The organism is Streptomyces sp. NPDC090021 (assembly GCF_044748225.1).
GTDB lineage: Bacteria > Actinomycetota > Actinomycetes > Streptomycetales > Streptomycetaceae > Streptomyces.
This window is the reverse complement of record NZ_JBIVFO010000007.1, coordinates 75,306-90,462: the sequence shown is the minus strand read 5'-3', so window position 1 is coordinate 90,462 and position 15,157 is coordinate 75,306. Positions and strand designations below refer to the sequence as shown.

At 70.1% G+C, this 15,157-nt stretch carries 16 protein-coding genes; 10 read left to right on the top strand and 6 right to left on the bottom strand.

What is annotated here, in order from left to right; all coding sequences use genetic code 11:
- Positions 1-69 precede the first annotated feature (69 nt).
- From ACIPXC_RS07225 to ACIPXC_RS07205, 5 genes are all read left to right on the top strand, one after another.
- Positions 70-897, top strand: coding sequence for an alpha/beta fold hydrolase (locus tag ACIPXC_RS07225; protein ID WP_401614383.1), 828 nt, complete (start codon positions 70-72; stop codon positions 895-897).
- A 173-nt stretch (positions 898-1,070) separates the two neighbouring features.
- Positions 1,071-1,403, top strand: a complete 333-nt coding sequence (locus tag ACIPXC_RS07220; RefSeq protein ID WP_401614381.1) for a hypothetical protein — start codon at positions 1,071-1,073, stop codon at positions 1,401-1,403.
- Between the two features lie 72 nt (positions 1,404-1,475).
- Entirely contained in the window at positions 1,476-2,054 is a 579-nt protein-coding gene (locus ACIPXC_RS07215) for a hypothetical protein (protein ID WP_401614379.1), read from the top strand.
- Positions 2,055-2,140: 86 nt separating this feature from the next.
- Entirely contained in the window at positions 2,141-2,926 is a 786-nt protein-coding gene (locus ACIPXC_RS07210; RefSeq protein ID WP_401614377.1) for an immunity 49 family protein, read from the top strand.
- 362 nt (positions 2,927-3,288) lie between these two features.
- A complete protein-coding gene (locus tag ACIPXC_RS07205; protein ID WP_401614375.1) occupies positions 3,289-4,203 on the top strand; it encodes a hypothetical protein in 915 nt (304 codons plus the stop codon).
- Between the two features lie 61 nt (positions 4,204-4,264).
- On the opposite strand, the gene ACIPXC_RS07200 is transcribed toward ACIPXC_RS07205, so the two are convergent.
- On the bottom strand, positions 4,265-4,846 hold the full coding sequence (locus tag ACIPXC_RS07200; protein WP_401614373.1) for a TetR/AcrR family transcriptional regulator: 582 nt from the start codon (positions 4,844-4,846) through the stop codon (positions 4,265-4,267).
- A gap of 125 nt (positions 4,847-4,971) precedes the next feature.
- Here ACIPXC_RS07200 and ACIPXC_RS07195 point away from each other — a divergent pair, with 125 nt between their 5' ends.
- The 3 genes from ACIPXC_RS07195 (at position 4,972) to ACIPXC_RS07185 (ending at position 8,163) form a co-directional block, all read left to right on the top strand.
- Entirely contained in the window at positions 4,972-6,573 is a 1,602-nt protein-coding gene (locus tag ACIPXC_RS07195) for an MDR family MFS transporter (RefSeq protein ID WP_401614371.1), read from the top strand.
- A gap of 249 nt (positions 6,574-6,822) precedes the next feature.
- Positions 6,823-7,671 carry a polysaccharide deacetylase family protein gene (locus tag ACIPXC_RS07190; RefSeq protein ID WP_401614369.1) on the top strand — a complete coding sequence of 283 codons (849 nt, stop codon included), beginning with the start codon at positions 6,823-6,825 and terminating at the stop codon, positions 7,669-7,671.
- A 162-nt stretch (positions 7,672-7,833) separates the two neighbouring features.
- Entirely contained in the window at positions 7,834-8,163 is a 330-nt protein-coding gene (locus tag ACIPXC_RS07185) for a nuclear transport factor 2 family protein (protein ID WP_401614367.1), read from the top strand.
- A gap of 15 nt (positions 8,164-8,178) precedes the next feature.
- Here ACIPXC_RS07185 and ACIPXC_RS07180 read toward each other — a convergent pair whose 3' ends face one another.
- On the bottom strand, positions 8,179-9,396 hold the full coding sequence (locus ACIPXC_RS07180; RefSeq protein WP_401614365.1) for a serine hydrolase domain-containing protein: 1,218 nt from the start codon (positions 9,394-9,396) through the stop codon (positions 8,179-8,181).
- A gap of 144 nt (positions 9,397-9,540) precedes the next feature.
- Here ACIPXC_RS07180 and ACIPXC_RS07175 point away from each other — a divergent pair, with 144 nt between their 5' ends.
- Entirely contained in the window at positions 9,541-10,164 is a 624-nt protein-coding gene (locus ACIPXC_RS07175; protein WP_401614363.1) for a hypothetical protein, read from the top strand.
- A gap of 187 nt (positions 10,165-10,351) precedes the next feature.
- Here the strand turns inward: ACIPXC_RS07175 and ACIPXC_RS07170 are convergent, their stop codons facing one another.
- From ACIPXC_RS07170 to ACIPXC_RS07160, 3 genes are all read right to left on the bottom strand, one after another.
- Complete coding sequence (locus ACIPXC_RS07170) at positions 10,352-11,638, bottom strand: extracellular solute-binding protein (RefSeq protein ID WP_401614361.1); 1,287 nt, start codon at positions 11,636-11,638, stop codon at positions 10,352-10,354.
- A 277-nt stretch (positions 11,639-11,915) separates the two neighbouring features.
- A complete protein-coding gene (locus ACIPXC_RS07165) occupies positions 11,916-12,533 on the bottom strand; it encodes an SMI1/KNR4 family protein (protein WP_030963228.1) in 618 nt (205 codons plus the stop codon).
- Between the two features lie 59 nt (positions 12,534-12,592).
- Positions 12,593-12,949, bottom strand: coding sequence for a DUF192 domain-containing protein (locus ACIPXC_RS07160; RefSeq protein ID WP_401614359.1), 357 nt, complete (start codon positions 12,947-12,949; stop codon positions 12,593-12,595).
- Positions 12,950-13,063: 114 nt separating this feature from the next.
- Between ACIPXC_RS07160 and ACIPXC_RS07155 the strand changes: the two genes are divergently transcribed.
- Complete coding sequence (locus ACIPXC_RS07155; RefSeq protein WP_401614357.1) at positions 13,064-13,912, top strand: prepilin peptidase; 849 nt, start codon at positions 13,064-13,066, stop codon at positions 13,910-13,912.
- A gap of 142 nt (positions 13,913-14,054) precedes the next feature.
- Here ACIPXC_RS07155 and mgrA read toward each other — a convergent pair whose 3' ends face one another.
- Complete coding sequence (gene mgrA, locus ACIPXC_RS07150) at positions 14,055-15,092, bottom strand: L-glyceraldehyde 3-phosphate reductase (RefSeq protein ID WP_401614355.1); 1,038 nt, start codon at positions 15,090-15,092, stop codon at positions 14,055-14,057.
- Positions 15,093-15,157 lie beyond the last annotated feature (65 nt).

Sequence of the window (15,157 nt, the reverse complement as noted above, 5' to 3'; positions counted from 1 at the left end):
CTGTCTGACAAGATGATCAAGGCTCTGCGGGGGCGGCCGGCAGGGCATCTCGGGCAAGGGGGACCAGGCATGGCACGGGCTCAGGTGAACGGCGTCGAGCTCTTCTACGAGATCCAGGGCGACGGGGAGCCGCTCGTCCTGGTCCATGGCTCCTGGACCGACCACCACAGCTGGCACGCAGTCCTGCCGCACCTCACCCGCGCCCACCGCGTGCTCGTCTACGACCGCCGCGGCCACAGCCGGAGCGAGCGCCCGCCGGGCCAGGGCACGCGGACCCAGGACGAGGACGACCTGGCCGCGCTCATCGAGATGCTCGGCGCGCCCGTCCACGTGGCCGCGAGTTCCTTCGGCGCCTCGGTCGCGCTCGGCCTCGCCGCCCGCCGCCCCGAACTGCTGCGCAGCCTCGCCGTGCACGAGCCGCCCCTGACCGCCGTCGTCGCAGGCGATCCGGAGCTCGACCGGCTGATGCGGGACGCGCAGGCGCCCATCGACGCCGTCATGGCGGACGTCCGCGCGGGCGACTCCGAGGGCGGCGCGCGCCGGTTCGTCGAGGAGGTCGTGTTCGGGCCGGGTGCGTGGGGCGGGATGCCGGACGCGGCCCGCCGGACGTTCGTCACCAACGCCCCCACGGCCGTCGACGAACAGTCGGACCCGGACTGGGACACCGTGGACCTCGCCCGGCTGGCCGGCTACACCGGCCCGGCCATGCTGAGCAAGGGCACCGACAGCCCGGCGTGGTTCGGCGCGATCGTCGACCGGCTCGCACACGTACTGCCCGGCGCGCAGGCGCGGACCCTGCACGGCGAGGGCCACGTCCCCCACCTCACGGCCCCGCAGCGCTACGCCGACAACCTCCTCGCCTTCCTCGCCTCGACGGCCTCCGCAGACCGCTCCTGACCGGCCGCCCGCCGGATGCGTGCCGCGGGGTTCCCGCGCGTGAACGCGTCTGACGGGTTGTCATGCGCGGTCAACAACTGTCGCGTTGCTCGTTGCAGGTGCGATGTATGTTGATAGAACTGGTCATGCTGAGGGTTGATTGATGACCGTTCGAGAGTGCGGGGGAGTGTGGGATGAAGTTCGACATGGGGACGCAGGTTCTGACGAACCTGATGTCGGGTTCGCGGACCTCGAACACCGATCTGGGTGCGCTGGTGAAGCAGTTGGTGGTGGCGGCGCAGCCGTTGGAGGGGAAGTTCCAGGGGCAGGGCAAGGTCGCGTTCGATTCGTTCAAGCTGCGTGCGGACGGGATCGCGAAGGAGCTGAACGCTTCGCTGGCGGCGATCCTGGGCGGTCAGTCGGGGATGGATCAGGCGTTCGGGTCGGGTGACCAGGAGCAGGGTGAGAACGCGCGTCAGACGCAGGGTTCGGCGAACTTCGACGCGGCCCGCTTCCGCGGCCGATAGGCCCGGGTCTTCCTTCCGGGGCTTCTTCGGGTCTTCTTCGGGGTCTTCTTCTTCACGGGGAGTGTGGTTGTGATGGGTACGGGTGGGGCGGACCGTCGTGCGTACGACGTGGGTGCCTCGACGGAGGTGCCGGTCTTCACGGGGGATCTGGCGGTCCTGGACCAGCAGGTGAAGCTGATCTCGGCGGGCGGGGCGACGGTCGCGACGAAGGCGTCCGACGTCCACAGCAGCTTCGGTGGCCTGCAGGCTTTCTATCAGGCGCCGGAGGCGGACCAGCTGTTCGCGACGACGAAGCCGGTCTCCGACCTGGGCCTCAAGCTCAGCTCCGACATGTGCACGATCGCCGGCGCGCTGGGCACGTACTCGCGTGATGCCGCACCCGTCATCAAGAAGCTGGAGAACCTGAAGGCGGAGGCGGAAGCGTTCCGTTCGAAGGTCGCTGACGACGACAAGTGGCGTGAGGACGGCGGCCTGATCGATGAGAACCTCGCGCGCCGCAACAAGGTCGCCGAGGTGTGGGAAGAGTTCCACGAGATGGAACGGGCGGCCCACGCGAAGATCGTCGCGCTGGTCGGCGGCAAGCCGCTGCGGGTCAACGACGGCTCCAACGCCAAGGACATGTACGGCTACGACGCCGAGGCGATGAAGTAGGCCAAGAGGAGCCTCCCGTGACCGTCACTGTGAGTCGGCATTTCACCCCAGGTGCCACAGAAGAGGAGTGGGCGGAGCGCCTCTGGGTGAGTCTGGCTCGGGACATCGACGAGCTGGAGGAGTACCCGAATTCACTCCCCATGGTGTTCAACGACGCGCTCCTGCACCTCGGGGCGCGCTGCACCGTGGATCCGAGCGCGGAGCGGCTGGAGACATGGGAGGCCCTGGTCAACACGCTGCAGCTCGGGTCGGCCGTATTCGCCACCGTGTGCGCGGACGAAGGCACCGTGGAGTGTCGGATCAACCGTGACATGCGCACCCTGCCGGCCGAAGGCCCGGCAGGCTTCGCCGACCTCGGCACGTGGCTGACCACCTTCTGGATCGCCATGGTGTGCCGCGATCGGGAACGGCTGAACGCACTTGCGGGGGTTCCACTCAGCCGCATCGCATCCAGCGGCTACGACATCTTCGTCTGGCATTGGGTGGACGCCCTCCAGACCTACTGGCTTCAGGGCCCCGACTTGGTGGAGAAACTCACCCTCGCTGTCGAGATGTCACAGCCCGACGCCGCCACCCTCACCCCGCACGGCCTGCTCCAGACTGTGCTGTCACCGCCCATCAACCTCTTCTACCTGCTGATTACCAACAACCTCGACGGCTTCCACGAGTTCCTCGTACAGTCACTCGAACTCCACAAGGCCTACTGGACCGTCGACGAAAAGCGAGCGGAGAAGCCCGACGGACATCTCGCTCTGGCCCCTCTGGCCCTCGCCTGCCACGCACACGACGGCGGAATTCCCATCAACGTGGAGTCGGGATACCTTCCCCATCATCTCCTCACCCGCGACTGGGTGGGCGAGTTCCCGACGTAACCAGAGCCAGGAAGCTCGGACGGACAACGGAGCGTCGTCCGCAGTGCTTCTACGGACGCCGATCCACCGGAAGACGGCCCGCCTCGACGTGCGGGAGCGGGCCTCGGGGGGCTGGACGAGGACCTCCGCTCCTGGGCGGAGGTCCCCCTCAGAGGTCCTGGGCCAGCAGGACGGTGGCAGCCCACACCTGCTGCGGGGTGGGCATCGTGAAACTCGACAGGAACGAGTACGCCGCCCATCAGTAGATAGCCCAAAGCCAAGGGAGATATCAGTGCAGCGCCCCAGCTCACGAGAGCGCCGCGCTTCACCAACAATCCAGGCCTCGTGGAGAAAGCCCTGGCCATCTACAACGGGACGTATTCGTGACATACAGCCTCCTTACCGTCGATCCCATCGGTCCTGAGGCCATGGCTCTCGCGCTCGCCGGATGCTTCGGCGTCGTGGTCGGTGATGTGGCCGCGGCCGATCCTGACGGCGACCCCGACGCACGCAACTGGGATGCACCCGTTTCGTGCGAGCACCGGCCAGTTTTCGGCGATATCTCCTGTTCGCTGGATACCTACGCCGATGAGAGCGTCACTGATCAGCCTCTGGAGTCGGATTTCGCCGTGAGGTTCGCGAGGGCCGTGGGGACGACGGTCCTGTTCCCCGCCTCGGAGGCGCCGCCCAGCGCCTACTGGGTGGCGACGCCGGAGGGTCTGCTCACCCGGGCCCGGCTTGAGCTCTCCGATGACGAACCTCCACGCTATGCAGTGACGGCCGTGGAAGCGCCGCTGGCGCAGCTTCCGCAGGCGACCGTGACGCGCTTCGCCGAGATCGTGCGGGAGCAGCGGCCGGCCACTCCTCTTGCCGATGCCTTCGGAGCCTCGGTGCGGCGGATGAGGGAGTCGGCACCGGAATCACAGAGGGCCGCCCTCGACGACAGCACCGGCAGCCCCGTGTGGTCGGCGGGGAACAGCCTGGTGGCGTGGGAGAGGGTCATCGTGCAGATGGAGTCCGGGTGGGCGCATTCGGGTTGGTACCCGGCCGGCCTCTATCGCGAGCGGCTCGAGGCGCGTGATGCCTTTGCGGACCTCGCTAGCCGCCTGCCCGGTGACGTGGCGGTGCTTCTCGGCGAGACACTGGAGCGGTTGGACGGGCGCTTTGCTGCGGCCACCGAGGAGGGTGCGACGGGAATCCTCTTCAAGGAGCTGTCGGGCGAGGCTGCTCCCGGCCAGGTGCCGGACAGTTGGTGGTGGCACCGCCGCCCGGAACCCGCACCGTGGGAGCAGGCCTGAAACCCGGGCGGGCCTCGCCCCCCGGTGGGACCGGCGGTGACTCACGGCTCCTCGCAGTGGCTCACGACTCCTCGTGGTGGGCCTGCGTGATGAGGTCCGTGGCGACCTCCAGGGCGGCCAGGCGGGTCTCCTCCGGGTCGCCCTCGACGTGCTGGAGGAACATCATCCCGGCGTGCAGCGTGAACAGGGCGCTGACGCAGCGCACCTGGTCCGTCAGCGGGCCGTCGTCCGTGCGCAGCAGCTCCACCAGGCGGTAGAGCCGCTTCTTCACCGTGTCGCCGATGCTCAGCTCGCGCGTCGTCGCCTGGTTCTCCTGCATGAAGCGGTACAGCGCGGCGCCCGCCGCCATCGCCTCGCTGTAGCGGCGCAGTACCTCGCGCTTGGTCTCCAGGGTGTGCGGCTGCTGCTCCGCCCACTTGATCAGCTCGTCGATGGGGCGTGTGACGTCCTCGAAGAGGCTGATGATGATGTCTTCCTTGGTCTTGAAGTGGTAGTAGAGCGCCGCCTTCGTGACCTCCAGCCGCTCCGCGATCTCGCGCAGCGACGTCTTCTCGTACCCCTGCTCGACGAAGAGCTCCAGTGCGACGTCCTGGATGCGCTGGCGCGTGTCGCCACGACGGCGCTGCGGACTGCTGCTGGACATGACTCTCCTCGACTACTTACTTGACGCCCGGCAAGTTACGGGTCTACCGTCCCCAGTGTAGTGAACTAGCCGGTCGGCAAGTAAGTGCTGTTCCGGCAGGTAGTGCCCAGGGGAGTGGACCGGAAATGGTGGAGACAAGCAAGCCCGCGGCGGAGACCTCGCAGGAGGTGAAGCCACGCAGCGTGCGGGTCGTCCTCATGGCCCTCATGATCGCGATGTTGCTGGCGATGCTCGACAACATGATCATCGGTACGGCGATGCCCACCATCGTCGGCGAGCTCGGCGGGCTGGAGCACCTGTCCTGGGTGGTGACCGCGTACACCCTGGCCACCGCCGCCTCCACCCCCATCTGGGGCAAGATCGGCGACATGTACGGCCGGAAGGGCTCCTTCCTCACCTCGATCGTCATCTTCCTCATCGGCTCCGCGCTCAGCGGCATGGCCCAGGACATGGGTCAGCTCATCGGCTTCCGCGCGATCCAGGGCCTCGGCGCCGGCGGTCTGATGGTCGGCGTCATGGCGATCATCGGCGACCTGATCCCGCCCCGCGAGCGCGGCAAGTACCAGGGCATGATGGCCGGCGTGATGGCCCTCGCCATGATCGGCGGCCCCCTCGTCGGCGGCACCATCACCGACCACATGGGCTGGCGCTGGTCCTTCTACATCAACCTTCCCCTCGGCGCCGTGGCCCTGGCCATGGTCACCGCCGTACTGCACCTGCCCAAGCAGGCCGAACGGCAGCGGCCGAAGATCGACTACCTCGGTGCGACACTGCTCACCGTCGCGATCACCTCCACCGTGCTCGTCACCACCTGGGGCGGCACCGAGTACGCCTGGGGCTCCGCCGAGATCATCGGCCTGATCGCGATCGGCGTGCTGTCCACCGCCGGGTTCCTCTACGTCGAGACCAGGGCGGCCGAGCCTGTCATGCCGCTGCACATCTTCCGCAGCCGCAACTTCACCCTCATGTCGGTGATCGGCTTCCTGGTCGGCTTCGCGATGTTCGGCGGCGTGCTCTACCTCCCGCTGTTCCAGCAGTCGGTCCAGGGCGCCTCCGCCACCAACTCGGGACTGCTGCTCCTGCCCATGCTGCTCTCGATGATGGCCGTCTCGCTCGTCGCCGGACGCGTCACCACCAGCAGCGGCAAGTACAAGGTCTTCCCGATCGTCGGCGGCGGCCTCATGGTCGTCGGCATGTTCCTGCTCGCCACCATGGACACCGGCACCACCCGCCTCGTGTCCGGCGTCTACATGGCCGTCCTCGGCGCCGGCCTCGGCTTCCTGATGCAGATCACCATGCTCGTCGCGCAGAACAGCGTGGAGATGAAGGACATGGGCGTCGCGTCCTCCTCGGCCACCCTCTTCCGCACGCTCGGCGGCTCCTTCGGCGTGGCCCTGATGGGCTCCCTCTTCACCTCCCGGGTCACGGACACCATGTCCGGGCGACTGGGCCCGGAGGCCGCCGGAGCCGCGGGCTCCGCACAGTTGGACGCGGCGAGCCTCGCCAAGCTGCCGGAGGCCGTGCGCGAGGCCTACCAGCACGCGGTGGCCGCCGGTACGCACTCCGCCTTCCTGCTCGGCGCGGCCGTCGCCGTACTGGGCTTCCTGGCGGCCTGGTTCGTCAAGGAGGTCCCGCTCCGGGGCGCCGGTCCGGCGCCTGTCGACGCCAAGTCCGCCCCTGCCGACGCCAAGTCCGCTCCCGCGGCGCAGGAATCCCTCGCGCACTGACCCCCCCCGGTGCACGATGCCGGCCCCGGTGGAGCACGTGCCCACCGGGGCCGGATCGTTTTCCGCCCTCCCCGTCCGGGAAGGAAAGGCCGGCGATCAAGGACCAAAGTCCCATCGGCCCCATCAGTCCTGTCAGTCCTGTCAGTCCCATTACGGGGAATTTATGGCCGATTTGCCTGGAACTCCTCCGTGGCGACGAACGTCCTGATCCACAGAACGCTCGCACAGCGGATGGGGAGGGGACGGTTCATGGGTCTCTCGACGTACACGAACAGGAAAGGCGTCCGGGCCGGCGCGGCCGTCGTCGCGTCCGCCGTCGCCGTGGCGGCGGCCGCCTGGGGAGTCGCGACCTTCGTGGAACCGGGAAGCGCCGGCGCGGCCTCCCGCCAGAGCGTGTCCGGGCCGGACGGGGCCGACGCCTCGGGCGGCGGCCGGGCGGGGCGGCCGGGCCCCGGCCAGGGCATATCCGAGGGCATACCCGAGGGCATAGCCCATTCCTCGGAGAGCGGCGGCAACACCGTCAACATCACCATCGACGACGGCCCCGACCCCCGCTGGACCCCCCAAGTGCTCGACGTGCTGCACACGTACGACGTCAAGGCGACCTTCTGCATGGTCGGACCGCAGGCCAAGGCCCATCCCGACCTCGTCAAGAAGGTGGTCGCGGCCGGCCACCGGCTGTGCGACCACACCATGGACCACGACACGACCATGGACCAGAAGCCCGTCGACTACCAGGAGCGACAGATCCTGGACGCGAAGGAGCTCATAGAGGAGGCCGCGGGCAACGGCGCGAAGGTCGAGTACTACCGGGCCCCCGGCGGCGCGTTCACCCCCGACAGCCGCCGCATCGCCGCCGCGCACGGGATGCGCCCGCTCGGCTGGAACGTCGACACCAAGGACTTCCAGAAGCCGGGCACGGCCGCCATCGTCGACACCGTCAAACGCGAGATCGGCAACGGCCCCACGGTCCTCTTCCACGACGGCGGCGGCAACCGCGCGCAGACCGTCGAAGCCCTCGACCGGGTGCTGGCCTGGCTCCGGGACCAGGGCCGGCCGACCGGCTTCCCGGTCCGCACCGCCCCCGACGCCCCGTGAGCCGCGCCCCGCGCCCCACGCCCCGCCCGCTCCGGCGACAGGCCGGTCACCGCCCCTGACACGCCGTCCGGCGCGCGAACGGGTGAGGGTCGCCGAAGCGGACCCGCCCGCGTTGTTACCTGGTCCGGCACGGACGAACGTACGCCCGACCAGGAGGCTCCTGTGGCCATCGCCCCCGGCAAACTGTCCGACCCCGTGGTCGGCGCCCTCGTCGCCGCCGTCAACGCGCACGACAAGGACGCCTTCCTGAAACTGCTGACCGCCGACGCGACCATGTCCGACGACGGCTCGGACCGCGACCTCCACGAGTGGATCGACCGGGAGATCTTCGACTCCAGCGGCCACATGGACGTCCAGTCCGAGTCCGACGAGGGCCGCGCCCTCGTCGTCAACTACCGCAACGACACCTGGGGCGAGATGCGCACCGCCTGGCGCTTCACCATCGCCCCCGGCGGCGGCCGCATCAGCCGCTTCGAGACCGGCCAGGCCTGACCCGCCCCGGCCGGTCTACAGGCTCCGGGCCACCTCCAGCACCGCCGCCGTCAGACGCCCGTTCTCGGGGGCGATCCCGCCCGGGAAGCCGAAGCGGCGGCGCGTGTACCCGTACGCGACACCCGTGACCGGGTCGGCGAAGCCCTGCGCGCCCGCCGCCCCGCAGTGCCCGAAGGCCAGCGGACCGACCGCGGGCTGTCGCTCGAAGCCCAGCCCGAAGTGGTCCGTCTCCCCGGTCAGCAGCTCCTGCCCCGGCGTGTGCAGCCGCGCGAACTCCGCCGCGGTCTCCGGCTTCAGCAGCGCCGGCCGGGACCCCACCTCGCTGATCGCCGCCGCGTACAGGCCCGCCACGCCGCGGGCCGAGCCGATGCCCCCCGCGGAAGCCGGGCCCAGCTCCCGCGTGCGCGGGTGGTTGGCGTGCGTGACCAGGTCCATCGGCGGCTCCCGGTGCCAGTTGAAGGCCACCGCCAGCAGCTCGGGCACCGGCCCGGCCGCCGCCTGCGCCGCGTCCTGCTCCGGCGTCCGCAGCATCTCCAGGACCGGCTTCCAGCGGCCCTCCTGCGAAGCCGGGAGCCCCATGTAGAGGTCCAGTCCGTACAGGGCGCGCACGCGCTCCTCGTACAGCTCCCGCAGCGATCTGCCCGTCGCGCGCCGCACCACCTCGCCGGTCAGCGCGCCGATCACGAAGGCGTGGTAGCCGTACGCGGTCCCCGGCTCCCAGTACGGCTTCTGCCGGGCCAGCCGGGCGGCGATCAGCGCGTCGTCGGCGAGCTCTTCGTAGTCGAAACCCCCGTCCACGTTGATCAGCCCCGACTGGTGGCTGATCAGTCGGCGTACCGTCAGCCGCTCCTTGCCGTCCCCGGTGAACTCCGGCCAGTACGCCGACACCGGTCGGTCCAGATCCAGCGTGCCGTCCTGCACGAGCAGCGCCACCACCAGGTACACGGCGCCCTTGGTGATCGAGAAGACCCCGCTGAGGGTGTCCCCGTCCGTGTCCTCGCCGGCCCACAGGTCGACGACGAGCCGGCCGTGGTGGTGGACGGCGAGCTGGGCCTCGGGCGAATACGGCTCCGCCGCCGCGAAGGCCGCGAACTCCTCCCGCACCCGCTCCCACCCGGCCGCCACCGTGCCGTTCACACCGACGCCCGCGCCCCCACCCGCGCCCGCGCGCCCGCCCGCAACCCCGTCCGCGTTCCCGTTCCCGCTCTCGTTCGGGCTCTCGTTCCCGCCCATCTCATCCCCCTCGGATCGGATCGTCGTTCCGCTGCTCCCGAACCGGAGTCGATCATCGGATATTCCGGTGATCGAGGACTCCCGTACGGGTGAAAGGCCGGGCGACGTCGTTCCGGCCCGCGCCGGGGCCCCGTTGGGCGGGGCATGAAGCGCACCCGCACCGCCGCTCTCGCCCTCGCCACCGCCGCCGCGGCGCTCGCCCCCGCCCTGCTGCCGCAGGCCATCGCCGCGGAGGGGGCGTATCTCCAGGACCCGGCGGGCGGCGAGAAGACCATGAAGTCGATGTGGACCAAGGACGAAATGCACAAGGTGGAGGGGCAGTTCCGCTTCCACCCCGGGGTCCGCTACAAGACGGTCGCCCGCCCCGGCCACTCGGCCGCGCCGGACTACGAGCGGAAGGTCGGCGACCCGAAGACGCTGGCGTGGGAACCCTCGTACGAGTTCGCCTGGTCGGTGTCGGACTCGACGGTGGTGAAGAAGGCGCTGACGGTCAAGGAGGGCGAGCACCCGATCGTCGTGCACGCCGTGCTGCGCCGCGCGGACCGGTCCGAGGTGGCGCAGGTGCGCAGGGAGCTGACCGGGAAGCCGGCGACGGGGCGGGAGAAGATCGCGGGGAACAAGCGGATCGCCTGCGACACCGGTGAGTACACGGTGGAGTGGTCGGTGACGCGCTCGGGCTACGGGACGCTCCACGGCTCCCTGCGCTGGAACTCCAGCTGCGAGCAGTACCGGACGGCGTTCTCCCAGGACCACGGGAAGCAGCGCTGAGGCTGCCCGTCGGCACTGAGACTGCCCGTCCGCGCTGAGGCTGCCCGTCGGGGGCCGGCCGCCCCGCGCACCTCGTGAGTGCTCGGCGGGCGACTGGGCCGCGGCCTTGGATCAAGTGCCGTAGTGGCCATGGTGCCGCACGGGGTGGTCTGCGGCCCGGGTCGAAGGTCCCGTGTCGTGCGGGACTTCAGTGTTTCTTGGAGGCCGCGGAGGCCTGCGCGGCGATGTCCTCCAGGACGCCCTTGGGACTGCCGGTCGGTTCCACGGCACGTCCGATGTTGCGCTTGATGGTGTCGCTGACCGTCACCCAGGACGGGTCGTTGACCGGGTAGAGCTGGGCGCTGCGCAGCGCGTTCAGGAACTGCTGGTCGTTCTTGTCGAGTCCGCCGCCCGCCGGGGTGCGCGAGGCGGTCACGGTGGACGGCAGCAGGTGGTAGCGGCCCGCGAAGTCCGACAGGTTCTTGTCCTGGTAGACGAAGTCCAGGAACTTGCCGATCTCCGCGCGCTTGCCGTTCTGCTTGAAGGCCATCATCCAGTCGGCCACGCCGACGGTCGGCGGGGTCTCCCCGGGGCCGAGGTCGTCCGAGACGGGCATGGTGGTGGTGACGACGTTGATGCCCTTGGCGCGCGCCTCGTGCGCGAGTGCGGGGTAGCCGTTGAGCATGCCGACCTCGCCGCGCGTGAAGGCGGCGAAGGCGTCGGCGCGGTTCAGCCGGGACGGGGCCGTGGCGCCCGTGTACCCGGTCGCGACCATGTTCTCCTTGACCCATTCCCAGGTCTTGACGTTCTGGTCGGAGGCCAGGCTGTAGTTGCCGCTGCTGTCGGCGTAGCCGCCGCCGTTGCTCAGCTCCCAGATCAGCGCCTCGGCGTGCGCCTCCTCGGGCCCGAGCGGCAGCGCGTACGGGTACTTCACGCCCTTGTCCTTGAGGGCCTTGGCGGCGGCCTTGAGGTCGGACCAGGTCCTGGGGGCCTCCTTGACGCCGGCCTTGGCGAACAGTGCCTCGTTGTAGAAGAGCAGGCGGCTGCTCGCCACGAAGGGCAGGCCGTAGAGGGTGTTGCCCACCGAGCCCGCGTCGGCCAGTGGCTGGAGGAAATTCGCCTCGGTGGTGACCGGCAGGAGTTCGTCCGCGGGATAGAGCTCGCCCCGGGCGGCGAAGTCCGAGTAGGAGCCCATGAGCGCGATGTCGGGCGCCTTGCCGGACTTGACCATGCGGGATACCTCGCGGTCGATGTCGGCCCACGGCAGGAGCTTTACCTCGACCTTGATTCCCGGGTTCTCCTCGGTGAAATCGGCCGTCACCCTGTCCCAGAACGGCTTGGAACTGGTGGCCTGGCTGTCGCCGTATTCGGCGGCGACCAGCTGCAGCGTACCGTCGCCACCTGCGCTGTCTCCGGAACCGCCACATCCGGCCAGTGGTATCAGCAGGCCGAGCACGGACGCGGTCGCGGTCGTGCCGAAAATTCTCCGTCGCACGGGTGTATTCCCCTGAATTTCTTTTGTGTCTCGTTTTTGCTTATGGGTTGCTCCGGGCAGGGTGATCCCTCGATGGCCCGTTGGCCGGAATTCTCTCCCGAGGGGTGGGCGGTTGATTGCGCGGGGGCCTTGCTTGTGGTCAATGCTCCAAGCGGTGCTTTTCGGAATTGTGTTTTCCGATATGTGATCCGTGCAGTGGACGCGCGTAGACATGTCGAAAAGCCCGTTTCCGGTCGGGAAGCGGGCTTTTCGGTGCCGTGGCGGGCGAACGGTGGGGTCAGTCGGCGAATTCGCCCGCGTACGGGTCGGGCTCACCCGTCTCCGGGTTGCGGCCCTCCTGCCAGCGCCGCTGCGCCTTGCGCCAGTGCACGAAGCTCAGGTGGCCGCCGTCCCAGAACGTGATGCCGACCGGGCTCACGTCGAACTCGTCGGAGCACAGCCGGTAGAGGAACTCGGCCATGCCGTACGGGTACACGGCGAAGGAGTCGGCGGTGTGCCGGCCGCACACCAGGACCGGCCAGCGGTCCGGATCGGGGTCGGAGGTCAGCCAGCACAGGATGTCCGAGCCGCCCGTGACCCCCCAGGCGATGATCGACTCCGGGTCCACGTCGAAGGCCGAACGGCCTCCCTCCGCCTCCCACACCTGCCGGGCGTTGTCCGTCTCCTCGGCCATCCCGGCCGGATCCCACTGGAGTCCGGGCTTGGGCAGCGGCAGCAGGATGCTGGCCTCGCCGTTGATCGAGCCGGCGCCGAACCGGCCCATGAACGCGATGAAGTCCGCCGGGAACCGGGTCCCCCAGACCGCCTCGGCCGCGCGCCAGTCGATGTCCTCGTCGGCGCCGTGCGTCGCCGGCATGATCTGCTCCAGCGCCTTGATCCGCGCGTTCTCCGTCATGCCGCTCCCCTGCTGCCCCAGCTCAACCGCCCCAACCTACTGCCGGCGCCGGGCTCCTCCTAGACGGTGTCCACCTCCAGCGTGGTCCCGGCCGTCAGACCCCAGCCGGCCATGGCTCCGGCCGCCGCCTCCAGGACGTGCCGGGCGCGCATCCGGGGCCGCCCGAGCCGGCCGGGGGCCATGGTGACCACGTCGAGCACCCGCAGGTTCCGGTCCAGGTACGCCACATCGATCGCGAACCGCATCCGGAAGGTGTGCACGCTCGCCGCGGGGGTCAGCAGCATCGCCCCGTCGATCCCGTCGCGGCCGAGCAGCCCGCGCGTCCTCGCCCCGTAGGAGGCGGCGACCTCCAGCGGGATCCGCGTCGGGTCCGTGCCGACCCGCAACGCGGTGGGCCCGTCGTGCCAGTGCGCCATGGCGGCCACCTTAGGGGGTGTCCTGCCGGACGGGCCGGGCTCGCGGGTTCCGATGCCCCCTGATCCGGCCCGACCCACAAGACATCCCGCTGGGGGACCGCCTACCTTCGCCGCATGGGTGTGGTCGTGATCGTTGTCGCCGCCGGGTACGGAGTGGCCGCCGGACTGCTGCTGCCGCGCGCGGCCTACCGGCTGTCCGTCGAGCCGGGGGAGCCGTGGCGGGAACACTGCCCGCGGGGGCACCGGCTGCGCGGCTGGCTCGGTCCCGCCCGCTGCCGCCCGACCGCGCCGGGGGACGCCGCGCCGGGGGACGCCGCGCCGGGGGACGCCGCGCTGGGGGACGCCGCGCTGGAAGGCTCCGGGCAGGGGGGTTCCGGGCAGGGGGGTTCCGCGCCGGAGGGCTCCGGGGCGGCGCACGCGTACGGGCCGCGCGCGGTGCTCCCGGCCGTCCTGACCGCGGCGGTCTGCGCCCTGGTCGCGGCGGCCGTCGGGGTACGGCCCGAGGTGGCGGCCTTCGCGGGGCTCGCCCCGCTCCTCGTCCTGCTCACCCTGGTCGACCGGGCCGTGCACCGGCTGCCGGACGTACTGACCCTGCCGCTCGCGGCCGGGGCGGCCGCCCTGCTCGGGATGGCCGCCCTGCTGCCCGGCTCGGCCGGGTCCTGGCGGCTCGCCCTGCTCGGCGGGGGCGCGCTCGGGGCGGCGTACCTGGTGCTCCATCTGATCAACCCCGCCGGCATGGGCCTCGGCGACGTCAAGCTGGCGCTCTCACTGGGGGTCGCTCTTGGGTGGTACGGGTGGGGGGTATGGGCCACCGGGGCCTTCCTGGGCCTCCTCTACGGCTCGCTCTACGGCCTGAGCCTGCTCCTGCGCGGCTCCGCCACCCGTGACCAGGGCTTCGCCTTCGGCCCCTTCATGGCGGCCGGAGCGCTCACCGGAGTGCTGCTGGGTGGTTTCGGAGCGTAATCATGTCGCGCCGATGCACGCAGCATGCTTTACGAAGGGTTATGGTGGAACCCCCCCCTCGGGCCGGTCCGTATCCCCCCCACGGACCGGCCCGTTTTTCGTTCACCCGTCCCCCGCGCGGGCGTTGGGGTGAAATCGCAGGTCAGCCGCGCTGGGCCCAGATGTTGGTGCCGGGGGTCGACACCGCGAAGGAGTCGATCTCCTTCAGCTCCTCCTCGGACAGCGGCGCACCGGCCAGGGCCGCCACGTTCTGCTCCAGCTGCCGCACGCTCGACGCGCCGATCAGGGCCGAGGTCATCCGCTCGTCGCGCAGCACCCACGTGAGCGCGAGCTGGGCGAGGGACTGGCCGCGGCGGGACGCGATCTCGTCCAGTCCGGCCAGCCGGCGCAGCACGTCGTCCGAGAGCAGGTCGGGGCTCAGCGACTTGCCCTGGGCGGCGCGTGAGTCGGCCGGGATCCCCTTGAGGTACTTGTCGGTCAGCAGTCCCTGCGCGAGGGGCGCGAAGGAGATGCACCCCATGCCGGCGTCCTCCAGGGCGTCCAGCAGGCCGTCCTCCTCCGTCCAGCGGTTGATCATGGAGTAGGAGGGCTGGTGGATGAGCGGACGCACGCCCATGCCGCGCAGGATCCGTACGGCCTCCGCCGTCTGCTCGGCCGTGTAGGAGGAGACGCCGACGTAGAGCGCCTTGCCCTGCTGGACCGCGGACGCGAGGGCGCCCATGGTCTCCTCCAGCGGGGTCTGGGGGTCGAAGCGGTGCGAGTAGAAGATGTCGACGTAGTCCACGCCCATCCGCTTCAGCGAGGCGTCGAGCGAGCTGAGCAGGTACTTGCGGCTGCCCCACTCGCCGTACGGCCCGGGGTGCATCAGGTAGCCGGCCTTGGTCGACAGGATCAGTTCGTCGCGGTGGGACGAGAAGTCCTGCGCAAAGATCTTGCCGAAGTTCAGCTCGGCCGATCCGGGCGGCGGCCCGTAGTTGTTCGCGAGGTCGAAGTGGGTGACGCCGAGGTCGAAGGCGCGGCGCAGGATCGCCCGCTGGGACTCCAGGGACCGGTCGTCACCGAAGTTGTGCCAGAGGCCGAGGGAGATGGCGGGGAGCTTGAGGCCGCTGTGGCCGGTGCGCCGGTACTCCATGGAGTCGTAGCGCGAGGGCTCCGCCCGATAGGGATTGGTATCAGTCACGTTGTCCTCCCTATCACGGAGTTGTGACAGACCGAGTTGGGTACCCCATCCCGCCGCGCAGTAAT